The organism is Chromobacterium sp. CCUG 76385, assembly GCF_059916625.1.
Map to the genome: position 1 here is coordinate 150,985 of NZ_JAUCGU010000001.1, position 14,646 is coordinate 165,630.

Here is a 14,646-nt window from a genome sequence, read left to right on the forward strand (position 1 = left end):
CCAGGGGCGGGCTGCAGCCGGTTTCGCGCCGTATCTCTCACTCATGCCATTGTAACGGTTTGCCATCGTTGAAAAAGCCCTTGTCGCCGTTGTCCCATATTCATGTGCTGCGCCTGTTGAAGCGCGGCCTTTTGCTGTTCGCGGCGGCGCTGGCTGTTTCCGGCAGCTTGCTGTGCGCGGCTTTTGCCCTCTTCACCTTCTGGCTGCTGCCGCGTCTGGATCAGTACCGCCCGCAGCTGGAGAACAGCCTGTCCGCTTCGCTCGGGCATCAGGTCGGCATCGCCAGGCTGTCCGGCCAATGGGACGGCGTGGCGCCGCGGTTTGAATTGAATGGCGTGTCCATCGCCAATCCGGTTTCCGGCCAGGCGCTGACCTTGAGCGCCGTGACGGTGCAGCCATCGTGGACATCCTTGCTGGCGAGGGAGCCGCGGCTGTCGGTGTTGGCCGATGGGCCGTCGGTGGAGCTGCGCCGCGATCCTAACGGCGTCATCTATCTGAACGGCTTCGATCTGAGCAGCGGGCCCTCGCATGATAACGCGCTGGGCAACTGGCTGTTGCGCCAGCCTTCGCTGGAAATCCGCAATGCCCGCCTGAGCTGGGTGGATGAGCGCCTGGGCCTGCCGCGGCTGGATCTGCAGCAAGGCCGGCTGTTGCTGGAGCGCACGCTGCTGGGGCATAAGCTGCAATTGTCCGGTTTGCCGGCAGCCACGCTGGGCAAGGGCTTCGAACTGAGTGCCGGCTGGCGCGGCGACGACATCGACCGCTGGCAGGATTGGTCCGGCACCCTGCGCGTGGCCCTGAACGGCGCGCGCGCCAGCGTCTGGTCGCGTTATATGCGTGATCTGGGCGTGCTGCGCAGCGGCGAGGGCGACGGCACGCTGGAAATGGCGTTTTCCGATGGCGCCATCAACAGCCTGCAGGCGGATGTCAGCGTGCGAGACGCGGCCTACACGCCGCCCAGCGCGCGCGAGCTGGTGTTGCCGCAATTGCAGGGCAAGCTGCAGCTGGAGCGGCAGTCGGGCGGCAGCTACCGCATCGCGGCCAGTGATTTAACCTTGGCCAGCGCCACCGGGCTGGCCTTCGACAAGTCTTCCATCAAGGGCGAGTGGCGTCCAGGCGCGCAAGGCGGCGGCGAGTTGACGCTGGATAATGTCGATGTCGGCAATCTTAACCCCTTCATCCATGCTCTCGGGCTGGATCGCAACCCCTTGTTCGCCCGCTTCGCGCCGCGCGGCGCTCTGCATGACCTGACCGTGGGCTGGCAAGGCCCGGTGGAGGCGCCGCACAGTTTCAAGCTGAAGTCCCGTTTCGAAAAGCTGGCCTGGCAACCGTTTGCCGACGTGCCGGGCGTGTCCGGCGTCAGCGGCAAGGTGGCGTTCGACGAGCATGGCGGCCGCCTGCAATTGGATACCGGCCAGTCCGAAGTGGTGTATCCGGAATTGTTCGGGCACAGCCTGCCGTTTGACAAGCTGGTGGCGGACGTCCAATGGACGCAGAAGGGCGCAGGGCTGGATATCGCGTTGCACAAAGTGGTTTTCGCCAATGCGGACCTGAGCGGCCAAGTGAGCGGCAGCTACCATTATCCCGGCAACAGCGCCGGCCTGATCGACCTGAGCGGGACGATAGACGCGGTCAAGGCGACGCGCATTCCCTCCTATTTGCCGCATCAGGTGGGCGAGCGCACCACAAGCTGGCTGAGCAAGGCGCTGCTGGACGGGGTGGCGAAGAACCTGACTTTTAACCTGAAGGGCGATCTGGAAAAATTCCCGTTTGCCGGCGGCAATGGCGGCGAGTTTTTGGTGGAGGCCGATGTCGAAAAAGCCAAGCTGCTGTATGAAACTGGCTGGCCGACGATAGACGATATCGACGCCAAGCTGCGCTTCCACAACGAATCGATGCTGGTGGAAGGCAAGCGCGCGTCCACGGTGGGCGTGCCGCTGCGGGACGTGACGGTGGCCATAGATCAACTCGGCGCCGATGTGCCGTGGCTGAAGATCCATGGCCGGGTGGAAGACCAGCTCGACCGCATGCTGGCTTTCACCACCAAGAGTCCGGTCGATGGCTGGCTGGGAGGCTTTACCGGCCAGATCCAGGCGGAAGGGCCGGCCGGCCTGAAGCTGCAACTGGCCGTGCCCTTGGATGGCGATGAGTCCACCCGAGTGCGCGGCGACCTCGAGTTCAAGCATAACGCATTGCAGTTCAAGCGATTGCCGTTGCCGGCGCTGGAAGGGGCGCAGGGCGTGCTGACCTTCACCGAACGCGGCGTGGACAGCAAGGGCCTGACCCTGCATGCGTTTGGCGGTCCGCTGAAGCTGACGGCGCATACCGCGGCCGACAAGCGCATGCGCTTCGCGCTGAGCGGCGAGGCGGACGGCAAGGCGCTGATGCAGCAATACCTGCCGTTGGCGGAGCCGCTGGTGTCCGGCCGGATGCAGGTTGATGGCCGCTTCGTCGTGCACGATGGGCTGGAGAGCCTGCAGCTGGACAGCACCTTGCAAGGCGTGGCGCTGGACGCGCCGGCGCCGTTGGGCAAGACGGCGAATAGCGCCATGCCGCTGCAACTGCAGTTGCAGCCGGCGCCGGCCCGTTTGGGCGGCGGGATGCGGCTGGAGTTCGACCTGGGCGACGCGCTCGCCGGCAAACTGCGGCTGAATGAAAATGGCGATTTGCAGGCCGGCGCGCTGGGCGTGGGGCGGCGGGCGGGCGAGTGGCCGTCTTCCGGACTGGCTGTGCGGGCGCAGCTGCCCAAGGTGGCGCTGGACGAGTGGTGGAGCGGTTTGTCGCGGTTGGACGCGCATGGCGGCGACAAGCCGCTCGGCCTGCCCTTGCTGCTGCAACTGAATACGCCTGAATTGAGCTTCGCCGGCTTCGTGTTGCATCAGGCCGACGCCCAGGTTTCGAACAATGGACAAAATGGCCTGTGGAACGTGGGTTTGCGCTCCCGCGAGGCGGATGGCACTGCCAGCTATCAGTTAGGGGGCGGCGGCGGTCTGCTGCAGGCCAACCTGGAGCGCTTGGCCTTGAGCTGGCCTTTGCGAGCGGAGGGAACGGCAAGCGCCGCCAGCGCCCAGCAGCAGTTGCCGGCGATGAAGGTGCACATCGGCGAACTGTCCTTGCAAAACCGCAAGATCGGCCAACTGGACATGACGGCGCGGCGCAATGGCAGCGTCTGGCTGATGGACCCCTTGCGCCTGAGCGCGCCGGAGGGCACGCTGTCCGGCAGCGCGCGGGTGGATGAGCAGGGCGCTGGCCGGGTGGAGACGCGTTTCCAGCTGGACGTATCGAATGCCGGCAAATTGTTGGAGCGTTTTGGCCAAGTCGATGTGTTCCGCAATGGCCAGGGCAGTTTGTCGGGGCAGTTGAGCTGGCCGGGCGGCTTGAGCGATTTGGACGCCGCGCATCTGTCCGGCCAGATGGCGCTGGATTTCAAGAACGGGCGCTTTGCCAAGGTGGATCCTGGCGTGGCGCGTTTGCTCGGGGTGTTGAGCCTGCAATCGCTGCCGCGGCGGATTCGGCTGGACTTTACTGATGTCTTCAGCGACGGTTTCGCCTTTGATGCGCTGCAAGGCAAGGCCAGCGTGCGCGATGGCGTGTTCCGCTCCGACAAGGTTGAGATGAGAAGCCCGGCGGCCGAGGTGAGCATCGCCGGCAATGTCGATCTGGATCGTGAGACCCAGGCCTTGCAGGTGAAGGTGGTGCCGCACGTCGCCGAGAGCGTGGCCCTGGCGGCCGGCGCCGCCTTGCTGAACCCGGTGGTGGGCATCGCCACCTTGGCGGCGCAAAAGGTTTTGCAGGATCCGGTGGGCAAGATACTCACGCTGGAATATTCTGTGACAGGATCGCTGAAGGATCCGCAGGTGAAGCGGGTGAATGTCGGCGACCCAGTCAAGCTCAGAGGAAATAAACCATGATGCAGAAATTCATCGCCGCTGCGGTGCAGATGGTGTCCGGCCTCAATGTGGAGGCCAATCTGGCCAAGGCTGACCAGCTGCTGGCCGAGGCGGCCGCGCGCGGCGCGCAACTGGCGGTGCTGCCGGAATATTTTTGCCTGATGGGCGCCAAAGATACCGATAAAGTGGCGCTGCGCGAGGCTTTTGGCGACGGTCCGATCCAGCGGGCGCTGTCCGACATGGCGCGCCGCCATGGCTTGTGGCTGCTGGGCGGCACGGTGCCGCTGCGCTGCGAGGAGGCGGACAAGGTATACAACAGCAGCCTGCTGTTCAGCCCGCAGGGCGAAGTGGCGGCGCGTTACGACAAAATCCACCTGTTCGGCTTCACCGGCCAGGGCGAGAGTTACTGCGAATCCAACACCATCCGTCCCGGCCAGACCCCGATCAAGGCCGAGACGCCGCTGGCCGACATCGCGCTCGGCATCTGTTACGACCTGCGTTTTCCCGAACTATTCCGCCTGCTGGCGCCGTTCGATCTGCTGATCCTGCCGGCGGCCTTCACCGCCACGACCGGGCAGGCCCATTGGGAGGCTTTGCTCAGAGCGCGGGCGATAGAGAATCAATGCTACCTGATGGCTTCGGCCCAGGGCGGCACGCATGAAAACGGCCGGCATACCCATGGCCACACCATGATCATCGACCCCTGGGGGCGCATTCTCGCCGAGTTGCCGCGCGGCGAGGGCGTGGTCACCGCAGAGCTCGATCCCGAACTGATCCACTCGGTGCGTAGCGGCTTGCCCGCGTTGGCGCACCGGGTCATACGCTGAAAGAACACCATGCAAGACGCCTTCACCATCGCAAACGATCTGCTGCTCAAACCCTACGGCCTGGATGAGGCCGCGCTGGAACGCACGCTGTCGCATATGCGTCATCACGCCATCGACTATGCCGACCTCTACTTCCAATACACCCGCAACGAGGGTTGGCATCTGGAAGAGGGCATCGTCAAGTCCGGCAGCTTCAGCATCGATCAGGGCGTCGGCGTGCGCGCCGTCGCCGGCGACAAGACGGCCTTCGCCTATTCCGACGCGATCCATCAGGACGCGCTGACCCGCGCCGCGGAAGCGGTGCGCGCCATCGGCAATGTCGGCGGCGACGGCAGCGCCGGCGCGGTGGAGAAGCGCAAGCCTCAGTCGCTGTATCCGTCCATCGACCCGTGCCACAGCCTGGAGGCCGCGGCCAAGGTGGCATTGCTGGAAAAAGTGGAGAAGCTGGCCAAGGCCATCGATCCGCGCGTGATCCAGGTGATGGCTGGCCTCGCCATGGAGTATGACGTGGTGTACGTCGCGCGCCATGACGGCGTGCGCGCCGCCGACGTGCGGCCGCTGGTCAGGCTGTCCGTCATGGTGATCGCCGAGCAGAACGGCCGACGCGAGCAGGGCTCGTCCGGCGGCGGCGGCCGTTTCGATCTGGCCTATTTCGACGACGCCGTGGTGGAACGCTATGTGCGCGAGGCGGTGAAGCAGGCGCTGGTGAACCTGGACGCCCGGCCGGCGCCGGCAGGCCAGATGACGGTGGTGCTGGGGCCGGGTTGGCCCGGCGTGCTGCTGCACGAGGCGATCGGCCACGGCCTGGAAGGCGATTTCAATCGCAAGGGCACTTCGGCCTTCTCCGGCATGGTGGGCCAGCGGGTGGCCGCCCAGGGCGTGACCGTGGTGGACGACGGCGTGATGGGCGGACGCCGCGGCGCGCTGGCCATCGACGACGAAGGCAATGCCACGCAGCGCACGGTGTTGATCGAGGATGGCATCCTCAAGGGCTATATGCAGGACGCGATGAATTCGCGCTTGATGCAGGTGGCGCCCACCGGCAATGGCCGCCGCGAATCGTATGCCAGCATTCCGATGCCGCGCATGACCAATACCTATATGCTGGCCGGCCAGCGCGATCCGCAGGAAATCATCGCCTCGGTCAAGGATGGCCTGTACGCGGTGAATTTCGGCGGCGGCCAGGTGGACATCACCAGCGGCAAGTTCGTGTTCTCAGCTTCCGAGGCGTGGCGCATCGAGAACGGCAAGCTCAGCTATCCGGTCAAGGGCGCCACCTTGATTGGCAGCGGCCCGGAAGTGCTGAATTACGTCTCCATGATAGGCAACGACCTGGCGCTGGATCAGGGCGTCGGCGTGTGCGGCAAGGAAGGCCAAAGCGTGCCGGTCGGCGTGGGCCAGCCGACGCTGCGCATAGACGGCGGGCTGACCGTCGGCGGCACCGGCGGCTGATCGTTTTATGACGCGGCCGGGCAACAACCCGGCCGTTGCACATCAAAGCGGGATGCCTTGCGCCTCAAGCGCAAGCGCCAGCCTGTCCAGGCCAATGCCGAAGCCTGCGCCCTCGCGGTAGGCGCCGCCGCGCCGCCCACCACTTGTTTCTGCGCGCCCAGCTCGGGCACCCGCATTTCGAATCCCTCGCCATTCAGGTAGTAGCTGAGTCCGCGGCGAGCCGCGCTGTCGAGCTGATAACGCAGCCCCAGGCTGTCCAGAAAGCCCTGGCAGAGCTGCCGGCTCATGCGGCTGGCCGCCGCCGGGTCGTCACTCAGATGCTCGAAGCCCAGTTGAGTGAATTCCCGATAACGGCCGGCTTGCGGCCGCTCATAACGGTAACAGCGCGCGACATAGAAGAATTTGGCTTCGCGCCGGCCATTCAGAAATTCCTTGGTTCTTTCCTGAAACAGCGCGGTGGCCTCCGGTATCAGGCAGCAAGGCCTGCCTTTTCGATCCGGGAAGGCCCACATTTGTTCGAGTATTTCGCTGCCGCCGGTTTTGGCGATGTAGGTGTCTTGTCCCCATAAGGCGGGCAGGATGGCTTCTTCCGCGCCTGCGTCAATGAAGCCAGCTCCGGAAACGGTTTTCCAGTTGGCGAAGGGTGGCGGCCTGCCGGCCGCAGACGATGCGGGTGCCTCTGATCATGGCCATGATGTTTTCCTTTGCATGCGCGATAGTCGCGCGAAATAAAAAAAAGACGCCTTGCGGCGCCTGTGTGGTGGTGGCTGACGGATGGGATGAGCCAGCTAATGCGTCTCCTCTCAATCGACATGCACCCGCCCGGCGCGCTTGGGCTGGCCGTGATGGTGGTGGCGATGGCGGAGAGAAGTTTTCATGCCTTTATCATGTTGCCGCTCGCTCGGCATGTCAAGCCCCTGATAAGGCTGACCTTAAAGCCAGGCGCTCTGGACGGTTGGACCGCAGGCTGATCCAGATCAATCATCTCATGCCTTCATCATGACATTTTGTGTTTCGAAGTCGGGGCCGGCGGCCGCGATTTCGCCTCTGACAAACATAAGATGGGAATTCCGAGATGAGCAAGATCAGCAAGATTCAGGCCGGCGCGGCATTGGCGCTGGCATTGGGCTGTGTCGCATCCGCAGACGCCGTGACCATTACGCCGCCGGGTCCTGGCGGCGCGGCCATTCCGTTTTCCGCAGTGGGGCCGGCCACGGTCAGCAAGGGCGGGGTGGATGTCGATTGCAACGCCGTGTTCAGCGGCACGGTGGATGGCGTCGGCAATATCCGGATCACCAGCGCCGCGTTCAAGGGCATTCCGGTATGCCGGATGATCAAGGCCAGCGCCACCGCCGCCACGCCGTGGGTGGGGCGAGTGACGGCGCAGAATCAGCTGGCCATCGTCGGCGTGATGGTGGACGTCCAGGCGCCTATCCTGGGCGGTCAATGCGGGCCAAGCCAGATCGCGGGCACGATAGGCGATAACGGCAGCGAAACCACCATAGGCCTCTCCTCCGCGCCCTTGGCTGGCGGCTGCTCGATTTCCGCCAAGCTGAACACCACGCCGTACATGCATGTAACGCCTTAGCCGTCCGTGCGGAGCGGGCGAGGCGTGGGCATCTCGTCCTCTGCCCGCCACCAGCGCCGAGCGGCGCGCAAGGCGTAGGCGCGGCGGTAGGCGGTGGGGGTGAGGCCGGTCAGCCGGCGGAACAGGCGGCGAAAGGCGCTGGCGTCCTCATAGCCGCATTGTTCGACGATGCCCGGCAGGTCTACTGTTGTGACTTCCAGCAATAGCTTGGCGCGTTCCACGCGCAACTGGTGCAGGTAGTCCAGCGGCGTCATGTCCGCCACTTCGCGGAAGTGGCGCAGCAGGGTGCGGCTGCTGACCGCGGCGGCGGCGGCCACCTTTTCCAGATCGTAGGGTTCCGCCACATGTTGTTCCAGCCAGCGGCGGGCCTTGAAAACCGCGCTGTCACGGGTGGAGGTATTCAGCAGCGACAGCGTCTGGCCAGATTGTTCGAAGCGGGCGGCTTGATATAGCAGGCCGTTGGCGCAGCTTTGCGCCAAGATTTCGCCGGCGAAGTGGCGCACCAGCTCCACCGCCAATTCGATGATGGAGGCCGGCGCGCCGCTGCAGATGATATTGCCGTCCACCGTGACCGGGCGGTCCATCAGCAACTTTACCTTGGGGTGGCTGTTGGAGAACCAGCCTGCTATCAGCCAGGTGATGGTGGCGTCGCGGCCGTTCAGCACGCCGGCGCGCGCCAGCATGGCGGCGCCGTTGTAGTTGGTGGCGATGACGTCGCCGGCGGCGTGGCGACGCGCGATCAGCGCCAGGGCATCCGCCGACTGCTCCAGCTGCTGTTTCAGATGGGGGACGCTGTGCATGTCCAGCCCTGGCACCAGCAAGGCTGTTTTGCAATTTGCCGGCATCGGACCGGGCTGACGCGCCAGCCACGGCGGCAGCGCCATCTCGGCGCCGGAGGCATCGAGCAGGCGCCAGCCAAACAGCGGTTTCTGTTGCCGCGGATGGTGCAGGTGCCACAGTTTGTTGGCGGCATGCAGCACATCGATCACCGAAAACAGCGTGCCGCTGAGGCAATTCGGCAGATAAAGCAGGTCTATGCATGCGTTCATAATGGTCTGCCATGGCGATTTCAGCTTTAAATTTGGCGAAATCCGCCGGTAAAGTCCATGTCAAATTTCTGTCATTTCCTTAGTCATCACTGAAAACCTAAGGTTTCCATCACTTTCATGTCATGAAACTGGCTGGCGAAAACGGCTTGTTTAATGGCGGTTTTCGCCGATCAGGATTGCGATAGTCCATCTCTAGACTGGTGCTCAAGGCGGCAGGTTTGCGCTATCCAGCCCGCTCCGCCTGTTTCTTCCTCCTCTTGGAAATGGAGCCTCTTATGTCCCAGCCGCAAGGAATCATTGCCGCCATCCGTGACGGCGAGCCAGAGTTCATCGCCATCCGCCAGGCCATTCACGCCCATCCGGAGCTGGGTTTCGAGGAGGAAGCCACCAGCCGGCTGGTGGCCGAGTCGCTGCGCAGCTGGGGCTATAGCGTGACCGCCGGCCTGGGCGGCACCGGCGTCGTCGGCCAGTTGCAATGCGGCCGCGGATCCCGTCGCCTGGGCATCCGCGCCGACATGGATGCCTTGCCCATACACGAAGAGACGGGTCTGCCTTACGCCAGCAGATTGCCCGGCAAGATGCATGCCTGCGGCCACGACGGCCATACGGCCATCCTGCTGGCGGCGGCGCGTTATCTGGCGCAGTCCCGCGATTTCGACGGCACGCTGAATTTGATTTTCCAGCCAGCCGAGGAGGGACAAGGCGGCGCGGCGCGCATGATGGCGGAAGGCTTGTTCGATCGTTTCCCTTGCGACGCGGTGTTCGCGCTGCATAACGGCCCCACGCTGCCGGCCGGCAGTTTCGTCGTACAGCCGGGCGTGCTGGCGGCCTCCGCCGATTCGGTGACCATCACGCTGACCGGCAAGGGCGGCCATGGCGGCATGCCGCATACCTGCGTCGATCCCGTCGTGGCGATGGCCTCCGTCATCCTCTCGCTGCAGACCATCGTGTCGCGCAACCTGGCGCCCGATCAGCCGGCGGTGGTGACGATAGGCGCGGCACTGGCCGGTTCCGCCTGCAATGTGATTCCGGATAGCGCGCGGCTGGAGCTGACGGTGCGCACTTTCAGCTCCGCCGTGCAGCAGCAGATCGAGCAGCGCCTGCGCGAGCTGGTGACGCTGCAGGCGCAGAGCTTCGGCGTGACGGCCGAGATTGTCTGGCAGCCGGTGACGCGGGTGCTGGTCAACTCCCCGGCGGAAACCCGCATTGCGCGCGAGGTGGCCGAAGCGATGGTCGGTCCGCAGGGAATCGTGCCGTTGCCGGCAGGCGCGATGGGCGGGGACGACTTCTCCTGGATGCTGGAGCAGGTGCCCGGCTGCTACGTGGTACTGGGCAACGGCATAGGCAGCAAGGGCGGCTGCATGATCCACAACCCTGGTTACGACTTCAACGACGAAATTCTCAGCGTAGGCGCCAGTTACTGGGCCAGATTGGCCGAGGCATTCCTGCGCGGATAGCAGCATGCACCGCGCCGTTGTCGGCGCGGTGACGACAACAAACAAAGGAGAGCGATATGAGGAGAACCATCATCTGTCTGAGCCTGCTGCTGTGGGCGGGCGCCAGTCGGGCGGGGGACATCACGGTCAGTACGCTGCCTTCCGGCTTGGGCGAGGGGAGCCGCTTCGACCTGGGCGGGGCGCGGTTGGCGATGAAGGGGGCGATGTCGGTCGGCAGCGTTTATCGAATGGATAATCCTGATCCGACCTTCACCGGTCACGCCAATGCGATGGACACGCTGAACGACGGCGATTTGAATTACCGCAAGGGAGATGTGATTTCCGAAGCCTGGCAGGGCTATCTGCAGGGCGATCTGAGCTACCGCGACGTGGGCGTGTTTGTCAGCGCCAAGGCCTGGTACGACTACGGACTGAGCCACAAAGGCGTGCCGCATGGCCATTCGCCCAACGGCTATCAGCCAGGCGCGCAGTTGAATGACAGCGGTTTTACCCAGCTGGATCGTTTCGGCGGCTTGGCGCTGGATGACGCCTACTTTTATGGGCGCGCGCAGCTGGGGCAATCGTCGCTGTCGCTTAGGCTGGGGCAGCAGGTCATCCCTTGGGTGACGCCCACCACCATTCTGGGTGGCATCCAGCGCGTCAATGCGATGGATTTCAACGCGCTGGGCCGCGCCGGCACCATTCCGGAGATGGTCAGCATCCCGGCGCCATCTTTGTACGCCAAGTTGGATGTGACGCCCAAGCTGGCTGTGGACGGCTATTACCAGTTTCAGTTCAAGCCGAATGCTTATCCGGCCTGCGGCACGTTCTACTCCGGCAATGACTATGCCCAGCCTGGCTGCGACAAGTTGACGCTGAACGGCAGCCTGCTGAGCTTGCTGCGAAGACGGAACATCGTCACCAGCGATCAGCAATCGGCCGCCAATCCGCTGGATTACATTGCGCGCGTCGCCGACGACAAGCCCTATGGCGGCGAGTACGGCCTGAGCTTGAGCTATCTGCTGGACAATATCGGCCAGCTGGGGCTGTTTTATTCCAATCAGACCGGCCCGGAGAGCGTCACCCAGATGATACGCACCGGTCCCGGCGTGCTGTTGCCGGCTGCGGCCAATCTGGGCCTGGCCCAGCCGACCGGCATTGCGGGGGTGTATCGCCGCAGTTTCCCGGACGACATCCATATGTTCGCCATCAATTTCAAGACCCGCCTGCCCAGCGGCACCGGCATCTACAGCGAGTTCAGCTATCGCCCCAATCAGCCGGTGGCCTGGAACGGAGCCGATTTTCTGTATGGCGTGCTGAGCGGCAGCGGCCCGCTTGGCTACTTGGCGCACACGCCGACCGGCTATGTGGCGCGCGGCTACGATACCTTCCATAGCAGCCAGTTCAATTTGGGGGCGACGCAGCCGCTGGGGCGGCTGCTGGGCGGCGATGCGACGCTGTCCGGCGAAGTGGGCATGAAATACCTGGCGGGTTTGCCTGATCCCTATGTGATGCGCTATGGCCGCGTGGGTTTTGGCCAGGCGTCCAGCGCCGCCGCGCCGTCCTGTGGCGGGACCAGCCCGAGCTGCGCGCTGGATGGCTTCGTCACGCCTATGGCGTGGGGCGTGCGCGGCAAGCTGGAGGAGCGCTATGGCGGCGTGCTGCCAGGCTGGGAGCTGATGCCGTCGCTGCTGCTGGCGTATGACGTGAAGGGCTATTCGCATGACGGCCAGTTCATCGAAGAGCGGCACAGCATGTTGTGGCGAGTGCGGGCGGAATACCGCAAACGCTATCAGTTTGAGCTGCTGTATCTGGCCACGGCCGGCGGCCAATACAACACACAGTCTGATCGCAGCCTGGCGATGGTGAGCGCAGGGATCAAATTTTAATGGCGGCGGCGCGGCTTGGGGCCGCGCCGCTTTTTTACTGCAGGGGATGGGCCGGTCTTGGCGCAGGACGATGCCGCATGATTTCAGCGTGGCCGATTTGAAAATAATACATATGAATGGCGGTCTGATCTTAAATATGAATCGAATGATCCGTGCAAATACTAATATGGACTTTTTCATTGGTATTTTCCGTTGGATACGCGCTATGACCAATATATCCAGCGCGTGACTGCTGCAAATCTCTTGTCCTTTCCCTTGGTTTGCATCTGCTCACGGCAAGGGTGGGATCATGACTACGCTTTCTCCTAATGCAGGCCTTCCGGCCAATATTTTCAGGACTCGCGGCCGCATCCGGCTGGCGGACAGGCAGCGCTTGTTCGGCCATGCGGCTTTGACCCTTTGGCTGACAGGCCTCAGCGGCGCGGGCAAATCCACCATTGCCTATGCGCTGGAAGACCGGCTGGTGCATGCCGGCATGTCGTCGACCGTGCTGGATGGAGACAATCTGCGCCATGGCTTGAATCGCGACTTGGGGTTTTCCGCCGTGGACCGGAGGGAGAATATCCGGCGCATGGCTGAGGTGGCGCGGCTGATGAACGATGCCGGGATGATTGTGGTGTGCGCCTGCATTTCGCCTTTCCGCAGCGACCGGGAAATGGCGCGCGAAATCATTGGCGAGCGATGTTTTGCCGAGATTTATGTCAGCACCGCGCTGAACGTTTGTGAGGCACGCGACTGCAAGGGTCTGTACGCCAAGGCCAGGGCGGGGCAGGTCGCCCATTTCACCGGCATTTCCGCCCCGTACGAGCCGCCATTGCATCCAGCCTTGGCGCTGGATGCCGGCTCGCTCAGGTTGGAAGAGTCGGTGAACAGCCTGTTTGGTTTGGTGCTGGGCTGTTGTGGACCTGCGAGCTTGGGAGAAGGGGCTAAACATGATTACTTCATCTGAAACGCGCCGGCCGCTGCCGGTGTTGATGATTCCATTGCGGCGCTGCGGCAGCCACGCGCTGCGGCTACGGCTGAATTTCAGCCGAGAGTTCTATTCGCCATATCCGCTGCATATCGTCGATCTGATGCCATTGCTGCCGCTGTACGGCGACCTGTCCGAGGATCGCAATTATTTCCAGTTGGTGGTGGATATGGTGGGCTTGCAGGCGGCAAGCATGGTGAAATGGCCGGATATCGCGTTCGACCCGGTGGAAGTGTTTGAGTCCCTGGCCGAGCAGCCGCGCAGCGTGCACCGCATCGCTTGGGAGTTGTTGTTGCGCGCCGGCGAGAAGCAGCAGGCCAGGGTGGTGATGGATAAGTCGCTGGATTGCGTGTGCTACGCCGATGAGCTGTTGCGGCTGTTCCCGAATATGCGTTTTTTGAACGTGGTGCGCGATCCGCGCGCCCAGATCGCGTCGATCAATCGGGCGATCATTCACGATTTCGATACTGTGCTCAATGTGCGTATCTGGTTAGCGGCGTACAAGGCGGCGGATCGCCTATTGGCCGAGCATCCGGACAAAGTGCTGACGATACGCTATGAGGATTTTCTGCTGGATCAGCAGACGGTGCTGCGCCAGGTATGCGATTTCTTCGGCATCGCCTTTTTGCCGCAGATGCTGGACATCGGCAGCTCGACCGAGGCGGCGAAGATTGCGCAACTATCATCCTTGTGGTCATCCAACCATTTCCCGCCGATTGCCGCGCATGCCGACAAGTTCAAGCAGCAATTGTCGATGCGCGAGATCGAAATCATCGAAACGGCGTGCCGCGACTATATGGAGCGTTATGGCTACACCATGCTGACGGCCGCGCAATTGCCGTTGAGCGATGAGTTGATCAAGGCGGCGGAAATCCGTTCCTTGAAAGCCCGCGCGCAAGCCTGGGGCGATTTGCGCCGCGACAATTACCGTGATTACATTCTGCGGCAGTGCCGGGCCGATTATTTGGCTGGAATTCGGCGGCGGCTGCAGCGCGACCGCCAGTTGGAGCAGTCTTTCCAGGAGATGTGATCGGATTTGGCTGGCGCTAAGTCTCAAACACGCAGGAATCCCATTGATGGCCAGCGCATGCTGCACCACCACGCTGAGTGGGCTGTCTTGGCCGAGGTAGCTACTACCCTCGAAGTGCCATTCATATGAGGGCCATGGGTCGGGCCAAGCTTGCGAAGCCCAACTTTTACCGAGAACGGTAGCCGCGACAAGCCGCAGCCCGCGCCATTGCCAAAGAAAAAAGCGCCTCTCGCAAGAGGCGCTTTTTCATTGTCCTGGCACCGGTTGCGGCCGGTGTACGAAGCAAACAGCGCCGCGATGCAGACTTCGCGTGGACCAGATCAACAGGACTTGGCGCGGGCGGGCACCGCCGCGAGCCATGCGCGACAAGGCGAAGCGTCCCGCACCTCGCGGATTCAATTCATGGCGATGTCCGCCACGATCTTGGCCGACTCGAACCCCTCGCGGCAGTAGTGGAGATGATGGCTACAATTGACAGAAAAGGTCATTGCAATGGGCCGCACGATTGGGCATCG

Annotated in this window: 10 protein-coding genes; 8 read left to right on the forward strand and 2 right to left on the reverse strand. The window is 63.3% G+C overall.

Annotation, left to right across the window (positions count from 1 at the left end; all coding sequences use genetic code 11):
- Positions 1–80 precede the first annotated feature (80 nt).
- The 3 genes from QUG01_RS00705 to tldD are packed head-to-tail and all read left to right on the forward strand — an operon-like array spanning position 81 to position 6,169.
- Positions 81–3,911, forward strand: a complete 3,831-nt coding sequence (locus tag QUG01_RS00705; RefSeq protein WP_500828435.1) for a YhdP family protein — start codon at positions 81–83, stop codon at positions 3,909–3,911.
- Entirely contained in the window at positions 3,911–4,717 is an 807-nt protein-coding gene (locus QUG01_RS00710) for a carbon-nitrogen hydrolase family protein (protein WP_439646999.1), read from the forward strand. The genes QUG01_RS00705 and QUG01_RS00710 overlap by 1 nt, the downstream gene beginning before the upstream one ends.
- A 9-nt stretch (positions 4,718–4,726) precedes the next feature.
- Positions 4,727–6,169 (forward strand): metalloprotease TldD, encoded by a 1,443-nt coding sequence (gene tldD, locus QUG01_RS00715; protein ID WP_103321567.1) that lies wholly within the window; start codon positions 4,727–4,729, stop codon positions 6,167–6,169.
- 5 nt (positions 6,170–6,174) lie between these two features.
- On the opposite strand, the gene QUG01_RS00720 is transcribed toward tldD, so the two are convergent.
- Positions 6,175–6,774 (reverse strand): ATP phosphoribosyltransferase regulatory subunit, encoded by a 600-nt coding sequence (locus QUG01_RS00720; RefSeq protein WP_500828627.1) that lies wholly within the window; start codon positions 6,772–6,774, stop codon positions 6,175–6,177.
- Between the two features lie 470 nt (positions 6,775–7,244).
- Here QUG01_RS00720 and QUG01_RS00725 point away from each other — a divergent pair, with 470 nt between their 5' ends.
- Entirely contained in the window at positions 7,245–7,757 is a 513-nt protein-coding gene (locus QUG01_RS00725; RefSeq protein WP_500828436.1) for a PraA/PraB family alkane oxidation protein activator, read from the forward strand.
- Here the strand turns inward: QUG01_RS00725 and QUG01_RS00730 are convergent.
- The gene (locus tag QUG01_RS00730) at positions 7,754–8,806 is read right to left on the reverse strand and encodes a GlxA family transcriptional regulator (protein ID WP_500828437.1); all 1,053 of its coding nucleotides are present in this window, start codon (positions 8,804–8,806) and stop codon (positions 7,754–7,756) included. The two genes, QUG01_RS00725 and QUG01_RS00730, sit on opposite strands and share 4 nt — an antisense overlap.
- Before the next feature lie 275 nt (positions 8,807–9,081).
- On the opposite strand from QUG01_RS00730, the gene QUG01_RS00735 reads away from it, so the two are divergent.
- From QUG01_RS00735 to QUG01_RS00750, 4 genes are all read left to right on the forward strand, one after another.
- Positions 9,082–10,263: a M20 aminoacylase family protein gene (locus QUG01_RS00735; RefSeq protein WP_500828438.1), complete on the forward strand. Its 1,182-nt coding sequence runs from the start codon at positions 9,082–9,084 to the stop codon at positions 10,261–10,263.
- 56 nt (positions 10,264–10,319) lie between these two features.
- Positions 10,320–12,131, forward strand: coding sequence for a DUF1302 domain-containing protein (locus QUG01_RS00740; RefSeq protein WP_500828439.1), 1,812 nt, complete (start codon positions 10,320–10,322; stop codon positions 12,129–12,131).
- A 289-nt stretch (positions 12,132–12,420) separates the two neighbouring features.
- On the forward strand, positions 12,421–13,080 hold the full coding sequence (cysC, locus tag QUG01_RS00745) for an adenylyl-sulfate kinase (protein WP_500828440.1): 660 nt from the start codon (positions 12,421–12,423) through the stop codon (positions 13,078–13,080).
- Complete coding sequence (locus tag QUG01_RS00750) at positions 13,064–14,131, forward strand: sulfotransferase family protein (protein ID WP_500828441.1); 1,068 nt, start codon at positions 13,064–13,066, stop codon at positions 14,129–14,131. The genes cysC and QUG01_RS00750 overlap by 17 nt, the downstream gene beginning before the upstream one ends.
- Positions 14,132–14,646: the final 515 nt, after the last annotated feature.

Bases quoted from the DNA above. Each gene is read 5' to 3' on its own strand.
- QUG01_RS00710 (WP_439646999.1), top strand. From the start codon at position 3,911: ATGCAGAAATTCATCGCCGCTGCGGTGCAGATGGTGTCCGGCCTCAAT.
- tldD (WP_103321567.1), top strand. From the start codon at position 4,727: ATGCAAGACGCCTTCACCATCGCAAACGATCTGCTGCTCAAACCCTAC.
- QUG01_RS00725 (WP_500828436.1), top strand. From the start codon at position 7,245: ATGAGCAAGATCAGCAAGATTCAGGCCGGCGCGGCATTGGCGCTGGCA.
- QUG01_RS00730 (WP_500828437.1), bottom strand. From the start codon at position 8,806: ATGAACGCATGCATAGACCTGCTTTATCTGCCGAATTGCCTCAGCGGC.
- QUG01_RS00735 (WP_500828438.1), top strand. From the start codon at position 9,082: ATGTCCCAGCCGCAAGGAATCATTGCCGCCATCCGTGACGGCGAGCCA.
- QUG01_RS00740 (WP_500828439.1), top strand. From the start codon at position 10,320: ATGAGGAGAACCATCATCTGTCTGAGCCTGCTGCTGTGGGCGGGCGCC.
- cysC (WP_500828440.1), top strand. From the start codon at position 12,421: ATGACTACGCTTTCTCCTAATGCAGGCCTTCCGGCCAATATTTTCAGG.
- QUG01_RS00750 (WP_500828441.1), top strand. From the start codon at position 13,064: ATGATTACTTCATCTGAAACGCGCCGGCCGCTGCCGGTGTTGATGATT.